The organism is Nakamurella flavida, from assembly GCF_030811475.1.
In the GTDB taxonomy this organism is placed as follows: domain Bacteria; phylum Actinomycetota; class Actinomycetes; order Mycobacteriales; family Nakamurellaceae; genus Nakamurella; species Nakamurella flavida.
In genome coordinates, this window is record NZ_JAUSQV010000001.1 from 1510552 (window position 1) to 1530253 (window position 19702).

17 protein-coding genes are annotated in these 19702 nt (G+C 74.0%); 11 read left to right on the top strand and 6 right to left on the bottom strand.

Translation table 11 applies throughout. The features are described from left to right. On the bottom strand, positions 1 to 1233 hold the full coding sequence (locus J2S58_RS06710; RefSeq protein WP_240189450.1) for an amidohydrolase: 1233 nt from the start codon (positions 1231 to 1233) through the stop codon (positions 1 to 3). 154 nt (positions 1234 to 1387) lie between these two features. Here J2S58_RS06710 and J2S58_RS06715 point away from each other — a divergent pair, with 154 nt between their 5' ends. The 4 genes from J2S58_RS06715 to meaB all read left to right on the top strand — a co-directional run bounded on the left by J2S58_RS06715 (position 1388) and on the right by meaB (position 7848). Beyond that, positions 1388 to 2866 (top strand): glutamate--cysteine ligase family protein, encoded by a 1479-nt coding sequence (locus J2S58_RS06715; protein ID WP_205258491.1) that lies wholly within the window; start codon positions 1388 to 1390, stop codon positions 2864 to 2866. A gap of 70 nt (positions 2867 to 2936) precedes the next feature. Next, the gene (locus tag J2S58_RS06720) at positions 2937 to 4670 is read left to right on the top strand and encodes a methylmalonyl-CoA mutase family protein (protein ID WP_205258490.1); all 1734 of its coding nucleotides are present in this window, start codon (positions 2937 to 2939) and stop codon (positions 4668 to 4670) included. Then, on the top strand, positions 4667 to 6853 hold the full coding sequence (gene scpA / locus J2S58_RS06725) for a methylmalonyl-CoA mutase (RefSeq protein ID WP_205258489.1): 2187 nt from the start codon (positions 4667 to 4669) through the stop codon (positions 6851 to 6853). The genes J2S58_RS06720 and scpA overlap by 4 nt, the downstream gene beginning before the upstream one ends. Continuing rightward, complete coding sequence (gene meaB / locus J2S58_RS06730; RefSeq protein ID WP_205258488.1) at positions 6850 to 7848, top strand: methylmalonyl Co-A mutase-associated GTPase MeaB; 999 nt, start codon at positions 6850 to 6852, stop codon at positions 7846 to 7848. The genes scpA and meaB overlap by 4 nt, the downstream gene beginning before the upstream one ends. A gap of 232 nt (positions 7849 to 8080) precedes the next feature. Here the strand turns inward: meaB and J2S58_RS06735 are convergent, their stop codons facing one another. Then, the gene (locus J2S58_RS06735) at positions 8081 to 8296 is read right to left on the bottom strand and encodes a hypothetical protein (RefSeq protein ID WP_205258487.1); all 216 of its coding nucleotides are present in this window, start codon (positions 8294 to 8296) and stop codon (positions 8081 to 8083) included. Positions 8297 to 8355: 59 nt separating this feature from the next. On the opposite strand from J2S58_RS06735, the gene J2S58_RS06740 reads away from it, so the two are divergent. From J2S58_RS06740 to J2S58_RS06760, 5 genes are all read left to right on the top strand, one after another. After that, the gene (locus J2S58_RS06740; RefSeq protein ID WP_205258486.1) at positions 8356 to 8871 is read left to right on the top strand and encodes a putative immunity protein; all 516 of its coding nucleotides are present in this window, start codon (positions 8356 to 8358) and stop codon (positions 8869 to 8871) included. Positions 8872 to 8938: 67 nt separating this feature from the next. Further along, positions 8939 to 10390, top strand: a complete 1452-nt coding sequence (locus J2S58_RS06745; RefSeq protein ID WP_205258485.1) for a serine/threonine-protein kinase — start codon at positions 8939 to 8941, stop codon at positions 10388 to 10390. 562 nt (positions 10391 to 10952) lie between these two features. After that, the gene (locus J2S58_RS06750) at positions 10953 to 11417 is read left to right on the top strand and encodes a MarR family winged helix-turn-helix transcriptional regulator (RefSeq protein WP_205258484.1); all 465 of its coding nucleotides are present in this window, start codon (positions 10953 to 10955) and stop codon (positions 11415 to 11417) included. A 10-nt stretch (positions 11418 to 11427) separates the two neighbouring features. Then, positions 11428 to 12231: a purine-nucleoside phosphorylase gene (locus J2S58_RS06755; RefSeq protein WP_205258483.1), complete on the top strand. Its 804-nt coding sequence runs from the start codon at positions 11428 to 11430 to the stop codon at positions 12229 to 12231. Further along, the gene (locus J2S58_RS06760; RefSeq protein ID WP_306826778.1) at positions 12228 to 13886 is read left to right on the top strand and encodes a phospho-sugar mutase; all 1659 of its coding nucleotides are present in this window, start codon (positions 12228 to 12230) and stop codon (positions 13884 to 13886) included. The genes J2S58_RS06755 and J2S58_RS06760 overlap by 4 nt, the downstream gene beginning before the upstream one ends. A gap of 89 nt (positions 13887 to 13975) precedes the next feature. On the opposite strand, the gene J2S58_RS06765 is transcribed toward J2S58_RS06760, so the two are convergent. Continuing rightward, entirely contained in the window at positions 13976 to 14641 is a 666-nt protein-coding gene (locus J2S58_RS06765) for an META domain-containing protein (RefSeq protein WP_205258482.1), read from the bottom strand. A gap of 116 nt (positions 14642 to 14757) precedes the next feature. Next, on the bottom strand, positions 14758 to 15411 hold the full coding sequence (gene upp / locus J2S58_RS06770; RefSeq protein WP_205258481.1) for a uracil phosphoribosyltransferase: 654 nt from the start codon (positions 15409 to 15411) through the stop codon (positions 14758 to 14760). A gap of 116 nt (positions 15412 to 15527) precedes the next feature. On the opposite strand from upp, the gene J2S58_RS06775 reads away from it, so the two are divergent. Continuing rightward, the gene (locus tag J2S58_RS06775) at positions 15528 to 16517 is read left to right on the top strand and encodes an IS481 family transposase (RefSeq protein WP_306826781.1); all 990 of its coding nucleotides are present in this window, start codon (positions 15528 to 15530) and stop codon (positions 16515 to 16517) included. A gap of 28 nt (positions 16518 to 16545) precedes the next feature. Here the strand turns inward: J2S58_RS06775 and deoC are convergent, their stop codons facing one another. After that, on the bottom strand, positions 16546 to 17220 hold the full coding sequence (gene deoC, locus J2S58_RS06780; protein ID WP_205256038.1) for a deoxyribose-phosphate aldolase: 675 nt from the start codon (positions 17218 to 17220) through the stop codon (positions 16546 to 16548). Between the two features lie 186 nt (positions 17221 to 17406). Between deoC and J2S58_RS06785 the strand changes: the two genes are divergently transcribed. Beyond that, on the top strand, positions 17407 to 18768 hold the full coding sequence (locus J2S58_RS06785) for an FAD-dependent oxidoreductase (RefSeq protein ID WP_205256037.1): 1362 nt from the start codon (positions 17407 to 17409) through the stop codon (positions 18766 to 18768). Positions 18769 to 18905: 137 nt separating this feature from the next. Here the strand turns inward: J2S58_RS06785 and J2S58_RS06790 are convergent, their stop codons facing one another. Continuing rightward, on the bottom strand, positions 18906 to 19679 hold the full coding sequence (locus tag J2S58_RS06790; protein ID WP_205256036.1) for an MIP/aquaporin family protein: 774 nt from the start codon (positions 19677 to 19679) through the stop codon (positions 18906 to 18908). Positions 19680 to 19702: the final 23 nt, after the last annotated feature.

The window sequence follows — 19702 nt, forward strand, 5'->3', positions numbered from 1 at the left end:
CTACGCCTGGAACGCGGCCAGCGCGGTGTGCGTCATCAGCCGGATGCCGACGGCGAGGGCGCGTTCGTCCAGGACGAACTGCGGGGAGTGCAGGTCGACCTGGCGACCCACGCCGTCCCAGACACCCAGCCGGGCCAGCGACCCGGGTACGTGATCGAGGTAGACCGCGAAGTCCTCGGCGCCGGTCGACTGCTCGGCCACCGCGACCCGGTCGGCGCCCAACCCCTGCTCCACCGCGATCCGCTGGACGGTCGAGCACACCAGGTCGTTGTCGACGGGCGGCACGCCCCGGCTGTAGGTGAGCTCGTACTCGGCGCGGGTGGGGGCCAGCAGCTCGCCGACCAGCTCCCGGACGATCCGCTCCGCGGAGTCCCAGGCGGCCCGGTTCATCAACCGCAGTGTGCCGCGGACGACACCGTCCTGCGGGATCGCGTTGGGCGCCTGGCCGGCGTGCACCGAGCCCCACACCATCACCGCGGCCGACCGGGGGTCCATCCGGCGGGTCAGCAGGGCGGGCAGGCCGGTGATGAGCATGCCCAGCGCGTACACCAGATCGGTGGTCAGGTGCGGCCGGGAGGTGTGTCCGCCGGGGCCGGTGATGCGCACCTCGACGACGTCGGACGTGGAGGTGATCGCGCCGACCTTGAGGCCGACCTGACCGACGGGAAGCCGGGGGTCGCAGTGCAGGGCGAACAGCTTCTCGACCCCGTCGAGCATCCCGGCCGCGATGACGTCGTGCGAGCCGCCGGGGAAGACCTCCTCGGCCGGCTGGAAGATCAGCCGGACCCGACCGGGCAGCGAGGGCGCGCGGTGCAGAGCCAGGGCCGCACCCAGCAGGACGGTGAGATGGGCGTCGTGGCCGCACATGTGGGCCAGATCCGGGATCGTCGACGAGTACGGGAGACCGGTCGCCTCGCGCATCGGCAGCGCGTCGATGTCGGCCCGCAGCCCGATGATCGGGCCGTGCGTGCCGATGTCGGCGACGGCCCCGGTCCCGCCGGGCAGCACGCGCACCGGGATCCCGACCTCGGTCAGGGTCCGCACGATCAACGCCGTCGTGGCCGACTCGCGGCGACCCAGCTCGGGGTGCCGGTGCACCCGGCGGCGCACGGCCACCAGGTCGGCCAGCCGGTCGGTGAGCAGCTCGTCCAGCCACGCCGGACCGCGTCCGGCACCCGGATCGACGATCTCGTCCGGGGCGGGAACGCTGAGCAGGGGCGGGGACCGGTCCATGGACGCAGGAGCGTAGTGGCTCTGCGTGACGCGCCTGTTCACACCGGACCCGGGTGGCCGGACGGGCCGGGCGGAGCGGCCGGACCGGCGGTTACGCTCTGCGCCATGACGCCGAGCGCCGTGACCTGCACCACCGCCGTGTCGGTGCTCCCCCGTGGGTGACGAGATCTCCTCGGGGACCTTCACCCGGGAGCAGCGGGCCCGCTACCGGGCGAAGGTCCGGCGGTGTCTGGACGTCTTCGAACGCATGCTCTCCGAGCACCAGTTCGACACCGACCAGGCGCTCACCGGCCTGGAGATCGAGCTGAACCTCGTCGGCTCGGACTGGATGCCGGCGATGCGCAACGCCGAGGTGCTGCACCGCATCGCCGACCCGGCCTTCCAGACCGAGCTCGGGCGCTACAACATCGAGCTGAACGTCCCCCCGCGGGCGCTGACCGGGGATTCCGCCCGGGAACTCGAGGCGGCCCTGCGGGCGTCGCTGGACCACGCCGAGGCCATGGCCAACGAGGCCGGCTCCGAGATCATCATGATCGGCATCCTGCCCACGCTCACCGCCGATCATCTCGACGGCGACTGGATGAGCGCCAACCCCCGCTACGCCGCGTTGGACGACGCCGTGTTCGCCGCCCGCCGGGAGGATCTCGAGCTCGACATCGTCGGCGAGGAATCGCTGCGGATGGACGCCGACACCATCGCCCCGGAGTCGGCGTGCACCTCGGTCCAGCTGCACTCGCAGGTGGCGCCGGGCGAGTTCGCCCAGTACTGGAACGCCGCCCAGACCCTGGCCGGCCCGCAGCTGGCCCTGGGCGCGAACTCCCCGTTCCTGTTCGGCAAGCGACTCTGGGCCGAGACCCGGGTGGAGCTCTTCCTGCAGGCCACCGACACCCGCTCACCGGAGTTGAAGAACCAGGGTGTCCGGCCGCCGGTCTTCTTCGGCGAACGGTGGATCACCTCCATCTTCGACCTGTTCGAGGAGAACGTGCGCTACTTCCCGGCGCTGCTGCCGGAGACCACCGACGAGGACCCGGAAGCCGTGCTGGCCTCCGGCCAGGCCCCCCGACTGCAGGAGCTGCGTCTGCACAACGGGACGGTCTACCGCTGGAACCGGCCGGTCTACGACACCGTCGACGGCCGGGCCCACGTCCGGGTGGAGAACCGGGTGCTGCCCGCCGGCCCCACGGTCGTGGACGTGCTGGCCAACGCGGCGTTCTACCACGGGGCGCTGGAGATGCTGGCCCACGACGAACGTCCGGTGTGGACGAAGATGTCGTTCGACGCGGCCCACGCGAACTTCCTGTCCGGGGCCCGGCACGGGGTCGAGGCCCAGTTCTACTGGCCGGGTTTCGGCGAGGTGTCCTGGGACGAACTGCTGCTGCGCCACCTGCTGCCGCTGGCCCACGCCGGGCTGGAACGGCGCGGCGTGTCCGCCCCGGTCCGCGAGCGGTACCTGGGCATCGTCGAGGCCCGCTGCAAGACCCGGCGCAACGGTGCCTGGTGGCAGAGCGAGACGGTGGCCGCCCTGGAACGCCGGGGAGCATCCCGCTCCGAGGCCTTGACCGGAATGCTCCGGCTGTACTCCGCCGGCATGCACTCCAACGAACCGGTGCACACCTGGGACGTCCCGGGCTGAGCCGCCGGGCGGCCGGGCCGGGCCATGCCGCCGGTGCGCCGCCCCCGCCGCTCCTCCCTACGATCGAGCCATGGACCCGACGGCAGCGCAGCCACCCGCGGTCGACGGGCCGTATCCGGCCTGGCTGGCCGCCGCCGCAGTGGTGCTGCAGCGCGGCGGTACCCGCCCGGTCGACCCGGTCGACGTGCCGGCCCTGCTCGGGTCCACCACCGTGGAGGGGCTCGCCGTCCCGCCGCTGGGCGCACCGGGCGGCCCGACCCCGCTCGGTCCGGCCACGGCCCGCACCACAGCCGGCTGGGACATCCGCAGCCTCGTCGCCGCGACCGACGCCCACGCGGCCGGCGTCGCGGCCATCACCGATCTGCAGCACGGGGCCACCTCGCTGTGGTGGGCGGTCGGCGGCGCCGGGACGGCCCCGGGCGACCTGGCCCCGGCGCTGGACGGGGTGTGGCTCGACGCGGCACCGGTCGTCCTCCTGGCCGGCGGCGACACCACCGACCTGACCGCCGCCCGAGCCCTGGCCGCCGTGCTGATCCGGAGCGGGGTGACGCCGGCGCCCGGCACCGGCCTGGGCGCCGACCCCGTCGGTCGGGCGCTGCTCGACGGGCGGTCCGACCCGGGTGCGGATGTCGGCGCACTGATCGAGCTGGCCGGCGCGCTGGGCGTCGGCGCGTTCGTCGCCGACGGCTCGGTGGCCCACCGCCGCGGCGCGGGTGACGCGGCCACCCTCGGGTACACACTGGCCGCCGGCACCAGCTATCTCCGGGAGCTGGTGGACGCCGGAGTGCCCACTGCGCAGGCATTCTCGATGCTGCAGGTGCGGCTGGCGGTGAGCGATGAGCAGTTCGTGGGGACGGCGACGCTGCGGGCCGCCCGGCGACTGTGGGCCCGGATCGGCGAGATCGTCGGCGTCGACCCGTGGGCGGCCGGCCTGACCCTGCACGCGGTGACGTCCTGGCCGATGATGACGGCGATCGACCCGTGGGTGAACCTGGTGCGCACCACCGTCGCCGCCTTCGCCGCGGCCGTCGGGGGCGCCCACGCCGTCACCGTCCTCCCGTTCGACCTGCCCCTGGGCGCACCGGACCAGCTCGGCCGCCGGATGGCCGTCGCCCAGTCGCTCGTCCTGATGCGGGAGGCGCAGGTGGGGCAGGTGCAGGACCCGACCGCCGGTGCCGTGGCCCTGGAGCAGCTGACCGACACCCTGGCCGTGGCCGGCTGGGCGGAGTTCCAGCGTCTGGAGGAGGCCGGCGGTGTCGTCGACGCCCTGCAGAACGGAGTGCTGGACGGGGGTTTCGCCGCCGCCCGCAGCGAGCGGTCGCGGCGCCTGGCCACCCGCAGCCGACCGATCACCGGCGTCTCGGAGTTCCCGACGACCGACCCGACCCCGGCCCGATCCCCCGGTGGCGGCGTCTTCGACCGGGCCGAGCGATGGTCGGTGCCGTTCGAAGACCTGCGGGCCGCACCGCCGGCCACCGTGGCCGTGCTGGACCTGGGGGGCTCCCCCGCCCGACGGTCCTGGATCGAGAACCTCCTGCAGGTCGGGGGTCTCGAGACTCGGCTGCCCACCGGCGATGACCCGGTGGCCGTCCTGGTCGGCAGTGACGAGCACTGCGCCGAGCACGCCGGGCGGCGCATCGGCGAGCTGCGGGCCGCCGGGACCGGGTGGATAGCGCTGGCCGGTCGCCCGACACCCGGCCTGGGTGCCCTCCTCGACGACCATGTCGCCCCCGGGGCGGACGTGCTCGCCTTCCTGCACCGCACCCGGGACGCCCTGCACGCGGACGCGGGTACCCCCCGATGAGCTTCCCGGCGAGCTTCGCCGGCCTGCCCCTCGGTCCGCCACCGGCGCCGGGGAGCGACCCCGAGCGCGCCGTATGGGACTCCGCCGAAGGTATCGGCATCCGGAGTCGATACGGGGCAACCGATCTCGCCGACCTCCCCGACCAGGACACCGTGCCGGGGCTGCCGCCCTACCTCCGCGGACCGTACGCCACGATGTACACGACGCAGCCGTGGACGGTCCGGCAGTACGCCGGCTTCTCCACCGCGGCGGAGTCGAACGCGTTCTACCGACGCAACCTGGCCGCCGGCCAGAAGGGCCTGTCGGTGGCGTTCGACCTGCCCACCCACCGCGGCTACGACTCCGACCACCCCCGGGTGACCGGCGACGTCGGCATGGCCGGGGTCGCCATCGACTCGGTGCTGGACATGCGCACCCTCTTCGACGGCATCCCGCTGGAGAAGATGAGCGTGTCGATGACGATGAACGGCGCGGTCCTGCCGGTGCTCGCCATGTACGTCGTCGCCGGGCAGGAGCAGGGGGTGGATCCGGCCCGGCTGTCCGGGACGATCCAGAACGACATCCTCAAGGAGTTCATGGTCCGCAACACCTACATCTACCCACCGACCCCCTCCATGCGGATCGTCTCGGACGTCTTCGCCTACACCGCGGCGCACATGCCACGGTTCAACTCCATCTCCATCTCCGGCTACCACCTGCAGGAGGCCGGCGCGACAGCCGATCTCGAGCTGGCGTACACCCTCGCCGACGGGGTGGAGTACGTCCGGGCCGGGATCGCGGCCGGTCTGCCCGTCGACACGTTCGCCCCCCGGCTGAGCTTCTTCTGGGGCATCGGGATGAACGTGTTCACCGAGATCGCGAAACTGCGTGCGGCTCGGGCGCTCTGGTACCGCCTGATGCAGCCGTTCCGCCCGGCCGACCCGAGATCGTCCCTGCTGCGGGCGCACTGCCAGACCTCCGGCTGGTCGCTGACCGCCCAGGACCCCTTCGTCAACGTCACCCGCACCTGCCTGGAGGCGATGGCGGCGACCCAGGGCGGCACCCAGTCCCTGCACACCAACGCCCTGGACGAGGCGATCGCCCTGCCGACCGCATTCAGCGCCCGCATCGCCCGCAACACCCAGCTGCTGCTGCAGCAGGAGAGCGGCACCTCCGCCGTGATCGATCCCTGGGGCGGGTCGTTCTTCGTGGAGCGCCTGACCCAGGATTTGTCCGCGCGGGCCCGGGCCCATCTGCGGGAGGTGGAGGAGTCCGGCGGCATGGCGCGAGCCATCGGATCCGGGGTACCCAAGCTGCGCATCGAGGAGGCGGCCGCGCGCACCCAGGCGCGCATCGACTCCGGGGAGCAGGCGGTGGTGGGCATCAACCTGCTGCGGTCGGCGGAGCCCTCGGACGTGCAGGTCCGGCGGGTGGAGGCCGGCGCCGTCCGGGAGGCCCAGATCGCCCGGCTCGAACAGCTGCGCGCGACCCGGGACGACGACGAGGTGCGCGCGACCCTGGACCGGCTGCGCACGGCGGCCGGGCGGACGGCCACCGGACCCGACGCGGCGGGCGGGAACCTGCTGGCCCTGGCCGTGGACGCCGCCCGCGCCCGGTGCACCGTCGGCGAGATCTCCCGGGCCCTGGAGGACGTGTACGGCCGGCACGTCGCCGTCGTCCGTACGATCTCCGGCGTGTACCGGGCCGAGGCGGAACGCTCCGGGGGCAGCGCCCTGCAGGACGTGCTCGCGGCGACCGCCGCCTTCGCCGAGGCCGAGGGCCGGCGCCCGCGCATCCTGGTCGCCAAGATCGGTCAGGACGGGCACGACCGCGGCCAGAAGATCATCGTGACCGCCTTCGCCGACCTCGGGTTCGACGTCGACGTCGGCCCGCTCTTCGCCACGCCCGCCGAGGTCGCCCGGCAGGCGGTCGACAACGACGTGCACATCGTGGGCATCAGCTCGCTGGCCGCCGGGCACCTGGTCGGCGTCCCCGAGGTGCGCGATGCGCTGGCCGCCCTGGGCCGCCCCGACATCATGATCGTCGTCGGCGGAGTGGTGCCGCCGGCCGACGTCCCGCTGCTCCACGAGGCCGGAGCCGCGGCCGTCTTCGGACCCGGGACCGTGTTGGCGCGGGCCGCCCTGGACCTGCTGGACCGACTCGGCGACACCCTCGGCCATCCGCCCCGGGCGGCGCGGGGGTGAGCCCGGCGGACCTCGATCCCGCCGTCCTCGCCGCGCAGGTCCGGCTGGGCTCGCGGGCGGCGCTGGCCCGGGCCGTCACCCTCGTCGAGTCCACCCGGCCCGACCATCGCCGCTCGGCCCGCACCCTGATGGCGGCATTGGCCCCGGCGTCCCGCCCGGACTCCGTGCGCGTGGGGATCTCCGGGGTGCCGGGCGTCGGGAAGTCCACCCTCGTCGAACGTCTCGGCATGGAGCTGATCGACCGGGGTCACCGGGTGGGCGTACTGGCGGTCGACCCGTCCAGTCGGCGCACCGGCGGCTCCGTACTCGGCGACAAGACCCGGATGCCCCGACTGGCCGCCGATCCCGCCGCCTACGTCCGGCCGTCACCGACCGCGGGAACCCTGGGCGGGGTGACCCGGGCCACCGCCCAGACGATCGGCCTCCTGGAGGCCGCCGGTCACGATGTCGTCCTGGTGGAGACGGTCGGGGTGGGCCAGTCCGAGACGGCGGTGGCCGGGATGGTCGACACCTTCCTGCTGCTGACCCTGGCCCGGTCGGGCGACCACCTGCAGGGCATCAAGAAGGGCGTGCTCGAGCTCGCCGACGTCCTCGCCGTCACCAAGGCGGACGAGGGCCACGAACGGGTCGCCGCGAGTGCCGCCCGGGAACTCGCCGGAGCGCTGCGGCTCGTCCGGGGCGGGGACCGATGGGAGCCACCGGTGCTCACCTGCTCCGGGCTCACCGGAGCCGGCCTCGACGAGCTGTGGCAGGCGGTCCTGGACCACCGGGCCGCCGTCGGGAACACCGCCCGCGCGGAGCGCCGCGCGGCACAACGGTGGGAGCTGACCGAGACGCTGGTGCGCGAGGAGGTGCTGCGCCGCTTCGACCGGCACGGCGGCGTGGCCGCGGCGCGAGCCGCCGTGCAGGCGCAGGTCCTGGGGGGCGAGCTCACCCCCGCCGCCGCCGCCGACGCGCTGCTCGCCGTGTTCGACGGCCCGGACGACGAGCTGTGACCCCGATCACCCTGGGCGAACGCCGGGCGGGCCGTGGCGTCTGATCCGGTGAGCGGCCGACGCCCGGCCGCTCGACACGGCAGCACCCCCACCGCTCCACGCCGGGGCGGCCAGGCTGACCGACGGCAGGCGGCGATCCCAGGCCGGGATCGCCGCCTGCCGCAGCTCAGCGGCATCCGGTACGAGCACTCGGTACGAGGAGTTGGCGGACCGGGGCGCCGGCGATCAGCCGTCAGCGACGGCGCGGATCGCGCATCGTCCGTACCCCGGTGACCAGGCAGAGCAGCGCACCGGCGGCGCCGGCCGCCCCCAGTGCCATGATCAGGTAGAGGCCCGGGCCCTGCGGATTGCTGCGCAACGGGAAGACGGCCGCGAAGTAGACCCCGAGGGCGATGGCGGCGATGCACGCGGCCACGAACACCACCGCGCCGGCGCGGAATCTCCTCATACGGTAAGTATCCGCCCGGTTACTCGAATTCGCTCGCCGGGGCCGGGAGACTTCTCGTCGTGATCCTCTCGGCCGTGCGCGACCCCCGCCTGGTGACCATCCGGCGCGGCGGGACCCTCACCGACGAGCACCACCACCTGCTCGCCGAGTGGGCTGCCACCTGCGCGGAACACGTGCTGCCGCTCTTCGAGCAGGCCCGTCCCGACGACCCCCGGCCGCGGCAGGCGATCGAGCAGGCCCGGGCCTGGACCCGCGGCGAGATCCCGATGATGCAGGCCCGCGCCGCCGGTGGCCACGCCATGGGTGCGGCCCGGGATCTGCGCGGAGCGGCCCGGCACGCCGCGTACGCCGCCGGGCAAGCCGGGGCCGTCGCCCACGTCGCCGCCCACGACCTCGGCGCCGCGGCGTACGCCATCAAGGCCGCCCGGGACGCCGCCCCGCCCGGGCAGGCCTCGGCGGCGGGACGAGCGGAGTGCCGCTGGCAGCGGGAGATGCTGCCGCCCGCCGTCCGGGACCTCGTCCTGGACGACCAGCACCTCCGGAACGCCCTGTGCTGGTCCGTCTTCGACTGCTGACCCGCCGGGTGCGGCGGCCCCGGCCCGGCGGCCCCGGAGGCGCCGCAGCGGCTGGCACGATGATCGGGTGCATCCGCCGCCCCCTCCCCGCGAACGGCCACCGGGGGCGGGCCCGACCGGCGGACGACTGATCGGGGACCGTTACCGACTGGACCAGGTCATCGGGCGCGGGTCGATGGGCACCGTCTGGTCGGCCACCGACGAGGTGCTGCACCGGCGGGTCGCGGTCAAGGAGATCAACTTCCCGAGCGGGATCGATCCCGGTGAGCAGGCCGAGATCACCCAGCGCACGCTGCGCGAGGCCCGCGCGGTCGCCGCCCTGTCCAACCCGTTCGTCACCACGCTGTTCGACATCGTGCTGCCCGACGCCGGCCCGGTGATCGTCATGGAGTTGCTGCACGCCCGCTCCCTGGCCGAGGTGCTCAAGGAGTCCGGCCCGCTGCGGGACGGGGCCGCCGCCGTGATCGGCGTCGCGGTGGCCTCCGGACTGCTCGCGGCCCACGCGGCCGGCATCACCCACCGGGACGTCAAGCCCGCGAACGTGCTGCTGTGCGACGACGGCCGGGTCAAGCTCACCGACTTCGGCATCGCCCGCAACAACGGGGACCAGCCGATGACGGCCACCGGCCTGCTGCTCGGCTCACCCGCCTACATCGCCCCCGAGGTGGCCTCCGGTCAGCAGGCCACACCGGCGTCGGACGCCTGGGGGCTCGGCGCCCTGCTGTTCGCCTGCGTCGAGGGCCGGCCGCCGTTCGACCGCGGCGACCCCATCGCCACCCTGACCTCCGTCGTCCGCGACCCGGTGCCACCGCACCCGCACGCCGGCCGACTGGGGCACCTCATCACCTCCCTGCTGACCAAGGACCCGCGGGCCAGGATGCCCGTGCGGCAGGCACTCTCGCTGACCCGACGGATCGCCGACGATCCCAGCGGCACCCTGCTGCACCTCCCCCGCACGGCCGGCACCGGCACCGGCCCCGGCCCGTCCGCCGACACGGCCCCGTCCCTGCCGGCGGCGGCCCGCCGCCCGGCGGCGGCCCGCCGCCCGGCGCCCGCCCGCGGGACACCGGCACCGACACCCGCACCCGCGCCCCCCTGGGGGGCCGGCGGCGCCGCCCATCTCGCACCCCTGGCCCCCGTGGACGTCCCCGCGCCCCCCTGGGGGGCCGACGGCGCCGCCCATCTCGCGCCCCTGGCCCCGGGCGGTCGTCCCGACCCGGCCGCCTCCCCCGGTGCCGACCGCCCGGCCGACCCGCCGGTCGGCACCCGCCGCGGGAGCTCACCGGTGGAGCAGGCGGGTCCGTCCGGGCGTCGTCGACTCCTCCTGCTGGCCGTCGTGGTGGCCGTGCTCGCCGCCGTCGGCGGGTACTTCGGGGTGCGGGCGGTCGCCGAGGCCGGCTCCGGCGCCGTCGGGCCGCCCGTGGTCACGGGCCGGATCGACGCCCCGTCCGGGGTGGGCACGATCGCCCCCCGACCCGACCGACCCGACCGACCCGATCCGGTCGTCGCGCGCCGGTGACCCCGCCGCGGCGATGGACGCCGCGCGGACCCGCCGGGACACGACGACTGCAGCGGCCAGCCGGTTGACCCCGAAGGAGATCAGCAGCAGACCGGACGCGCCGGACACGTCCGCCCCGAACCGGGCGGCCGACAGGACGGTCGCCACGCGGGCGGCGACGACGGCCGCCCACAGCCCCAGGCCGGGGGTGGTCAGGCGGTACTGCAGCCGCTCGCGGTGGAACCGGAAGCGGGTGACCCGACCCATCGCGATGCCCGCCACCGCCACCAGACCCACCTCGGCGAGCACGAACCAGTCACCCGGCCGCCAGTCGACGCCGGTCCACATCTCCTCCCCCAGGAGCAGGAGGCCGAGGCCGAGCACGATCATGGGCAGGCGGAACATCCGGCCCGCCTCGGCCGACCGCCAGCGGAACTGCCGCACGATCAGGACGACCACCCCGGCCGTGATCAGCACGTCGTCCATGACCCGATCGATCGCCAGCCAGTCGGTCCCCACGGTCGCCTCCCAGATCCATCACCAGTGATGGTTCTCAACGTATCACCGGTGATTGAATGGCGGGGTGCGCGCCGCCGAACTCCACCGCCTCGCCCGGACACTGCGGGAGATCGCCCTGGAGGCGACCGGCAACACCGGCCCCGACCGGGTCAACGCCGGTGAGCTGGCCGTCCTGGAGGACGTCGCCCGGCACGCCCGGTCCACCGTCGGTGACATCACCACCCGGACGGGCCTGGCCCAGAGCCTGGTCTCCCGCATCGTCCGGTCGATGGCGGCAGCAGGTGCGCTCACCGTGGAACCGGACACCGACGACCGTCGCAAGGTCCGCATCGCCCTGACCCCGGCCACCCGGACCGCCATCCTGAGTCGGGCCGCCGGTACCACCCGGGATGCACTGACCGCCGCGACCCCGGGACTGGACGACGACGAACGCGCCGAGCTGGACCGACATCTGACCGCGGCGGCGGACCTCCTGCGTCGCGGCGCCCGGACCCCCGGTGACGGCTCTCCGACGCCCGACTCCCTCTAGTCTCCGGGGTATGTCTGCGCCTGCCGATCCGCACGCCCTGGCCCAGGAGGCCGCCGCCGCGCTCGCCCGACTCACCGGGGTGGACCGTCACGACGTCGCCCTGGTGATGGGGTCCGGCTGGGCTCCCGCGGCCGACCAGCTCGGCACCCCGGCCACCGAGTTCGACGTGTCCGCGCTGCCCGGGTTCCGGCCCCCGACGGTGGAGGGGCACTCCGGGTCCGTCCGGTCCATCCCGATCGGCGACAAGCGCGCCCTGGTCCTGCTCGGCCGCACCCACCTGTACGAGGGCACCGGCGTAGCCTCCGTCGTGCACGGGGTCCGGGTGGCGATCGCCGCCGGGGCGAAGCTCGTCGTGCTGACCAACGCCGCCGGCGGCCTGCGCACCGACATGTCGCCCGGGCAACCCGTTCTCATCAGCGACCACCTCAACCTGACGGCCACCTCGCCGCTGGTCGGGGCGACGTTCGTGGATCTGACCGACCTGTACTCCCCGCGGCTGCGGGATCTCGCCCGCACGCTGAGCCCCGGCCTGGCCGAGGGGGTGTACGCCCAGCTGCCCGGGCCGCACTTCGAGACCCCGGCCGAGATCCGCATGCTCCGCGGCATGGGCGCCGACCTGGTCGGCATGTCCACCGTGCTCGAGGCCATCGCGGCCCGCGCGGGCGGGGCCGAGGTGTTCGGCCTGTCGCTGGTCACCAACATGGCCGCCGGCATGACCGGCGCCCCGTTGGACCACGAGGAGGTGCTGGCCACCGGCCGCGCCGCCGCCCAGGAGATGGGCACCCTGCTCGCACAGCTCATCGCGGCCGCGTGACCACCCGGCTGACCCCGTCGGTGCGGGACGCGGCGACCCGGTGGATCGCCGACGACCCGCACCCCGGCGACCGCGCCGAGCTGCAGGGCGTGCTCGCCGCCGCGATGGCCGGGGATCCGACCGCCATCACCGAGGTCGTCGACCGGATGAGTGCGCCGTTGGCCTTCGGAACCGCCGGGTTGCGTGGGCCGCTGCGGGCCGGGCCGGCCGGGATGAACCTGGCCGTGGTGCGTCGGGCCGCCGCCGGGCTGGCGGCGTATCTCGTGGGCCGGGGTGGCGGCACGGTCGTCGTCGGCTACGACGCCCGGCACCGCTCCGCGGAGTTCGCCTCCGACGTGGCCGGCGTCCTGCAGGCGGCGGGGTTGTCGGTGCTGCTGTCCGCCGAGCCCGTCCCCACCCCGCTCACCGCCTTCGCCACCCGCCATCTCTCCGCGGCGGCCGGTGTGCAGATCACCGCCTCGCACAACCCGCCGCAGGACAACGGCATGAAGGTGTACCTGGCCGGCGGGACCCAGCTGGTGGGCCCGGCCGACGCCGACATCGAACGGGCCATCGCCGCGGCGGCCCCCGCTCGTTCGGTCGACGTGGCCGGAGGGGGGACACCCGGCTGGCCCGACGGTCTCGTCGAGTCCTACATCGCGGCCACCGCGGCCCTGGCCGCGCCCGGCGCGCATGCCGTCCGCGTCGCGTTGACCCCCATGCACGGGGTGGGCGGCGCGATCGCCGTCCGGGCGCTGCACGACGCCGGGTTCACCGATGTCCACGTGGTGGCGCAGCAGGCCGTCCCCGATCCGGACTTCCCGACCGTCGCCTTCCCCAACCCTGAGGAACCCGGCGCCACCGATCTGCTGCTCGCGCTCGCCGACCGGGTCGCCGCCGATCTCGCCGTCGCGCTGGACCCGGACGCCGACCGGTGCGCGATCGGCGTCCGCTTCCCCGACGGGTGGCGGATGCTCCGCGGCGACGAGACCGGCGTCCTGCTCGGGGATCTCGTCCTGTCCCGGCTCGACCGGGCACTGCATCCCGACCCCCTGGTGGCCACCACCATCGTCTCCTCGCAGATGCTGGCCGCCGTGGCCGCCGCGCACGGCGCCCGGTACGACGAGACCCTCACCGGCTTCAAGTGGATCGTGCGGGCCGGGGACGGCGCGGGGACCGGCCTGGTCTACGGCTACGAGGAGGCGCTGGGTCTGTGCGTCGACCCGGCCACCGTGCGGGACAAGGACGGCATCAGCGCCGCCGTGCTCGCCGCCGACCTCGTCGCCTCGCTCCGGGCCGTCGGGAGCGACGTGCCCGCCCGGTGGGACGAGCTGACCCGCCGGCACGGACTGTTCGTCACCGACCAGGTCTCCGTGCGGGTGACCGATCTCGCGCTGATCGGCCGGGCCATGGCGCGTCTGCGGGCCGACCCGCCCACCACGCTGGCCGGCGCACCGGCGACGACCACCGACCTGCTGCCCCGGACCGACGGCCTCACCGTGCGGAGCGCCGACACCCGGGTGGTCATCCGGCCGTCCGGGACCGAACCGAAACTCAAGTGCTACCTGGAGATCTCGGCTCCGGTGACCGGTGACCTGGACGCGCTGCGCGCCGCGGTGGCCGAGCGGATGCGGGCGCTGACCGTCGAGGTGCGGGACCTGGTCGGCCTGGGCTGACCCCGGGCCACCCGGTGTCGATCAGGACGACGATGCGCACGACGGCGGCGGCCGCCTTGCGCAAGCCGTAATGGACACCTGTTCCTCCGTCAGGAGGTGGTGGGTGACGCGGAGGATGCGCCGCTCGAGACCGCCTGCAGCACGGCGGGATCGACGGTGAACGCCAGACCGCCCTGCTCCGCGACGGCGGTGAGCAGCAGCTCGTCGCCGTCGCGCACCATCACCGCTCCGCCCTGCAGCACCCCCAGCATCGACCGCTCGACCTCGGCGATCGCGTCGTCGGTGCACGCCATCTTCGTGGTGGCGATCGGTTCGACGGTCAGGGCGGTGCCGTCCACCGTGTAGGCAGCGCCGCCGGAGTTGCAGCCGGTCCGCAGGAGCAACCGGCCGTCCTGCAGGACCATCCAGGCGTCGGTCCCGTCCGGTACCGCGCCGACGGCATCGCCGCCGACGAGCAGACCCGACAACCGCCAGCCGACACCCTCGACGGCCGGCGTACCGGTGGGATCGGCCGGGGGGACCTCCCCGGACGGCAGCATGATCGCGCCGGGGTCGACCGAACCGGACTCGGCCGACGGGGTCACCGAGGCCGAGCTCGCCGGGGCCGAGGTCGCCGGGGCAGAACTGACCGGGGCCGATGTCGCCGCGGCACCCGGTTCGGCCACGCTGGTGCGCGCGCATCCGCTCAGCAGCAACGCGCCCGCCAGCCCGATGCCGGCCAGGCCGGTCCACCGCACTCCGTGATGGTCGGTCATGTCGTGCTCCTCTCGTCCGCCCCGTCCGGGGCCGGACCCGGGAGACGGACGGACCACCCGCCGGGGTTGCACGGACGCCAAGATGAGACCGGCATCAGGCGCGCATCAGACCGGCATCAGACAGCGCCGAACTGCCGGTCCCCCGCGTCCCCGAGCCCCGGGACGATGTAGCCGGAGTCGTTCAGCCGCTCGTCCACCGACGCGGTGACCACCCGGACGGGCAGGTTCGCGGCGGCCAGGGTGGCCAGGCCCTCCGGGGCGGCCAGCGCACAGATCGCGGTCACGTCGGTGGCGCCGCGGGCGGTGAGCAGCTCGATGGTGTGCACCATCGACCCACCGGTGGCCAGCATCGGGTCGAGCACGTACACCGGTCGCCCGGCCAGCGACTCGGGCAGCGAGACCATGTACGGGGTGGGCAGCAGGGTGGTCTCGTCGCGGGCCAACCCGACGAACCCCATCTGCGCCTCCGGGATGAGGGCGTGCGCCTGGTCGGCCATGCCCAGACCGGCGCGCAGCACCGGCACGAGCAACGGCGGGGCCGACAACCGGATGGCCTGGGTGCGCGCCACCGGGGTGTGGATCGGCACCCGCTCGGTGGCCAGCGACCGGCTCGCCTCGTAGATGAGCATCAGCGTCAGGTCGCGCAGCGCGGCCCGGAACGCGTCGTTGTCCGTGCGGGCGTCCCGCATGGTGGAGAGCCGGGCCACCGCCAGCGGGTGGTCGACGACGGTGACGTCGAGGGATTCGGGAATCTCGTGGGGCGCCGGCATGAGGGGAGGCTAGCTGTAATGCCCACGAGGGTTGTTGACAGTTGGGTCTGGTGATCGGGGAGACCTCCGGGTGAAGGTGTGGGTGCTGACGCCTCACCGACAACCCGGAGGTCTCGATGTCCCACGCTAATGCCCGTCTGACCGTTCACGGCCGTGCTGAGCTGATCCGGCGGGTGATCGAGCAAGGACGCCCGGTGGCCCACGTGGTGGTCGAGATGAACATTTCCCGCGCCACGGGCTACAAGTGGTTGGCCCGTTGGCGGGCCGAAGGTCCGGCCGGACTGATCGATCGATCCAGTCGGGCGCACCGGCTGCCGGGCCGGACCCCGCGCGGACTGGAGGACAAAATCCTGGCGGTGCGCGCCGCGCGCAAGCTCGGACCGGCCCGGATCGCACCGTTGGTGGGTTTGGCGCCCTCCACGGTGCACGCGGTGCTGCGCCGTCACGGCATGCACCGACTGGCCTGGATGGACCGCCCCAGCGGGGTGGTGATCCGCCGCTACGAGCGGGCTGCTCCCGGGGAGCTGCTGCACGTGGACGTCAAGAAGCTGGGCGCCATTCGGCAGGGCGGAGGGTGGCGGGTGCACGGACGCGGATCGCTCGAGCACCTCGCCGCGCAGGCCGCCCTCAAAGCCGGCCGGCGAGCCGGCTACGACTACGTGCACTGCGCGATCGACGACCACACCCGACTGGCCTACGCCGAGATCCACCCCGACGAGAGCGCGGTGACCTGCGCGGCTTTCCTGCGTTCGGCTGCGGCCTGGTTCGCCACCGTCGGCGTCACCGGCATCCAACGCGTGATGACCGACAACGCTCTGGCCTACCGGCGGAGCCAGGCCTGGCGGCAGGCGCTGGCCGACGTGGGCGCCCAAGCCCGCTTCACCCGCAACTACCGACCCCAGACCAACGGCAAAGCCGAACGGTTCAACCGGACCCTGGCCGAAGAATGGGCCTACGTCAGGCCCTTCGCCAGCTCAGCAGAACGCGCTGCGGCCTTGCCCGAATCGCTCCACACCTACAACCATCACCGCAGCCACACCGCCCTGGGCGGAAACCCACCCATCAGCCGCACGACCGTCAGCAACCCACCTGGGGATTACAGCTAGCCGCCGCACCCCCGGAGCGACCCGCCGGTCAGGCCGGCAGCCCGTCCAGGATGGCCGCCGCCTTGGACACGCCGAGCCGGGTCGCCCCGGCGGCGATGAGCGCCTGCGCCTGCCGGGCGTCGGCGATGCCGCCGGAGGCCTTGATGCCCAGCCGCCCGCCGACCGCGGCCGCCATCACCTCGACGGCGTGCACGGAGGCCCCGCCGGTGGGGTGGAACCCGGTGGAGGTCTTGACGAAGGCGGCTCCGGCGGCCTCGGCGGCCCGGCAGCAGGCGGTGATCTCCTCGTCGGTCAGCGCGGCCGACTCGATGATCACCTTGAGCAGAGCGGACCCGTCACCGGCCCCACCGACGGCCTGCTGCACGGCGGCGATGTCGTCCTGCACCGCGGCCAGATCGCCGTCCTTGACCAGGCCCAGGTTCACCACCATGTCCACCTCGGTCGCGCCCTGGGCGATCGACCGAGCCGCCTCGGCGGCCTTGACCACCGACTCGTGCGCGCCGGAGGGGAACCCGCACACGGTGGCCAGGCCGATACCGGGGGCGAGCACGTCGCGGGCCACCTGCACCCGGGACGGGGAGACGCAGACCGCGAACACGGAGAGCTCGGCGGCGTGCTCGCACAGGGCCCGGACGTCCGCGGCGGTGGCCTCCGGCTTGAGCACGGTGTAGTCGAGGAAGGCGGCCAGCTGGGTGCGGTTCATGTGCGTCTCCTCCGGCCGGCCGGCGGACCGGGGCGGCTGTGGGTGCCCCGGGCGGACCCCGGGGCGTCCGGGGCACGCTAACCCACCGGGTGCGGGCCCGGCCGCGTGCGAGCCTGGTCACGCGGCTCCGGCCCGACCTGCCAGGCCGTTTACTCTGGAACGGTTGCCTGTTGTGAGGAGTCCTGCATGTCCCTGCCCCTGCGGATCGCCGTCGTCGGCGCCGGACCGGCCGGCATCTACGCCGCCGACATCCTGACGAAGAAGGACGACCAGCTGACGGTCGACATCTTCGACCGGCTGCCCACGCCCTACGGCCTGATCCGGTACGGGGTCGCCCCCGACCACCCGCGGATCAAGCAGATCATCGTGGCGCTGCACCGGGTGATGGAGAACGAGCGGATCACCTTCCACGGCAACGTGCACGTCGGTCAGGACGTCAAGGTCGACGAGCTGCGCCAGTTCTACGACGCGATCATCTTCGCGACCGGCGCCGAGCGCGACCGGGACATGCAGATCCCCGGTGAGCACCTGGCCCGTTCCTACGGGGCGGCGGACTTCGTCGCCTTCTACGACTCGCACCCCGACCGCGAGCAGACCTGGGACCTGCGCGACCAGAAGTCCGTCGCCGTCATCGGGGTCGGCAACGTCGGCCTGGACGTGGCCCGCATCCTGGCCCGGACCGGTGACGAGCTGCTGTACACCGAGATCCCCCCGCACGTGCACCGCGTACTCGCCGACTCGACGATCACCGACGTGCACATGTTCGCCCGCCGCGGGCCGGCCCAGGCGAAGTTCACCCCGGTCGAGCTGCGCGAGATGGACCACTCCCCCAACGTGCAGTGCCTCGTGGTGCCCGAGGGCATGGAGTTCGACCAGGCCTCGCAGCAGGCACTGGCCGACAGCAAGAGCCTGCGGATGGTCGTCGACGTGCTGTCCGAGTGGGCGATGCGCGACGAGAAGCCCGGCCCGCACCGGCGCATCCACCTGCACTTCCTGGAGAACCCGGTCGAGGTGCTCGGTGACGAGGCGACCGGGGTGACCGGCCTGCGCACCGAACGCCAGGAGCTGACCGGCGACGGCACGGTGCGCGGCACCGGCGAGATGACCGACTGGGACGTCCAGGCCGTCTACCGGGCCGTGGGCTACCGCTCGGAGCCGATCGACGACCTGCCGTTCGACACCGCCCGGCTCGTGCTGCCCAACGTCGAGGGCCGGGTGCTGGACCTCGACGGGGCCGTGCTGCCCGGGGTGTACGCCACCGGTTGGATCAAGCGCGGTCCGGTGGGCCTCATCGGGCACACCAAGTCCGATGCCGCGCAGACCGTCGCGCACCTGCTGGCCGACGAGCCGACCCTGGCCCGGGCGCCGCAGCGGGATCGCGCCGCCGTCCGGGAGTTGCTGGTCTCCAAGGGGCTCCCCGTCACCGACTTCGACGGCTGGGACCGGCTGGACGCCCACGAGCGCACCCTGGGCGAGCCGGACGCCCGCGAGCGGATGAAGGTGAGCTCGCGGGCGGAAATGACCGCGATCGCCGGGGCCCGCGGCTGACCCGGCGCCCACCCACGCGAAAAGGCCTCCGGCCGCCGTCCTGGACGGCGGCCGGAGGCCTTTCTCGTTCTGCACCGGTGGTCCCGGTGTCCGGTCCGGATGGGGGCGTCGGATCGGCGCCCCCACCCGGTCCGGGATCAGCGCTTGCGGCTCTTCGGGGCCGTCCGCGAGGACGAGCCGCGACGGTCCGGCGAGGCGTCGGTGTTGTCCCGCTCGAAGCCACCGCGACCCGCTTCCACGGCCGGGGCGGCCAGCAGCGGGGCGGCCAGCGCGGCCAGGGCGCCGCCGACCAGCGGGCCCAGGATGAACAGCCACACGTGGCTGAGGGCCGATCCACCCTCGAACAGCGCCGGGCCGATGGACCGGGCCGGGTTGACCGAGGTGCCGTCCAGCGGGATGCCGACCAGGTGGATGACGGTCAGCACGAGGCCGATGGCCAGACCGGCGAAGCCGGGGGTGGCCGCCTGGGCGGTGGTCAGCAGGACGACGATGACCAGGAGGAAGGTCAGCAGCACCTCGATGATGAAGGCGCCGGTGGCGTTGATGCCCTCGCCCCAGTTGTTGGTGCCCTTCGCGCCGGTCTGGTCGGTGACCCCACCCGCGCTGAGCATCAGCTGGATCAGCGCGGCACCGATGATGCCGCCGACGAGCTGGGACGCCCAGTAGACCCCGGCCTCGGTGGCGGTGATGCCCTTGCGGAGCAGCACGCCCAGGGTGACGGCCGGGTTGACGTGGCACCCGGAGACCGGGCCGAGGGAATAGGCCAGGGCCAGCAGCACCAGGCCGAACGCCAGGGCGACGCCCACCGGGCCGATCTTGTCGATGCCGAACACGGCGGAGCCGACGGCGAAGAAGACCAGCATCGCGGTGCCGATCAACTCCGCGACGGCCTTGCGAACCAGAGTACTCATGACACTTCCTCAAGTTGTTCAGG

Coding starts and splice junctions, on each gene's coding strand:
- J2S58_RS06710 (WP_240189450.1), bottom strand. CDS start 1,233: ATGGACCGGTCCCCGCCCCTGCTCAGCGTTCCCGCCCCGGACGAGATC.
- J2S58_RS06720 (WP_205258490.1), top strand. CDS start 2,937: ATGGACCCGACGGCAGCGCAGCCACCCGCGGTCGACGGGCCGTATCCG.
- scpA (WP_205258489.1), top strand. CDS start 4,667: ATGAGCTTCCCGGCGAGCTTCGCCGGCCTGCCCCTCGGTCCGCCACCG.
- J2S58_RS06735 (WP_205258487.1), bottom strand. CDS start 8,296: ATGAGGAGATTCCGCGCCGGCGCGGTGGTGTTCGTGGCCGCGTGCATC.
- J2S58_RS06755 (WP_205258483.1), top strand. CDS start 11,428: ATGTCTGCGCCTGCCGATCCGCACGCCCTGGCCCAGGAGGCCGCCGCC.
- J2S58_RS06765 (WP_205258482.1), bottom strand. CDS start 14,641: ATGACCGACCATCACGGAGTGCGGTGGACCGGCCTGGCCGGCATCGGG.
- upp (WP_205258481.1), bottom strand. CDS start 15,411: ATGCCGGCGCCCCACGAGATTCCCGAATCCCTCGACGTCACCGTCGTC.
- J2S58_RS06775 (WP_306826781.1), top strand. CDS start 15,528: ATGTCCCACGCTAATGCCCGTCTGACCGTTCACGGCCGTGCTGAGCTG.
- deoC (WP_205256038.1), bottom strand. CDS start 17,220: ATGAACCGCACCCAGCTGGCCGCCTTCCTCGACTACACCGTGCTCAAG.
- J2S58_RS06785 (WP_205256037.1), top strand. CDS start 17,407: ATGTCCCTGCCCCTGCGGATCGCCGTCGTCGGCGCCGGACCGGCCGGC.
- J2S58_RS06790 (WP_205256036.1), bottom strand. CDS start 19,679: ATGAGTACTCTGGTTCGCAAGGCCGTCGCGGAGTTGATCGGCACCGCG.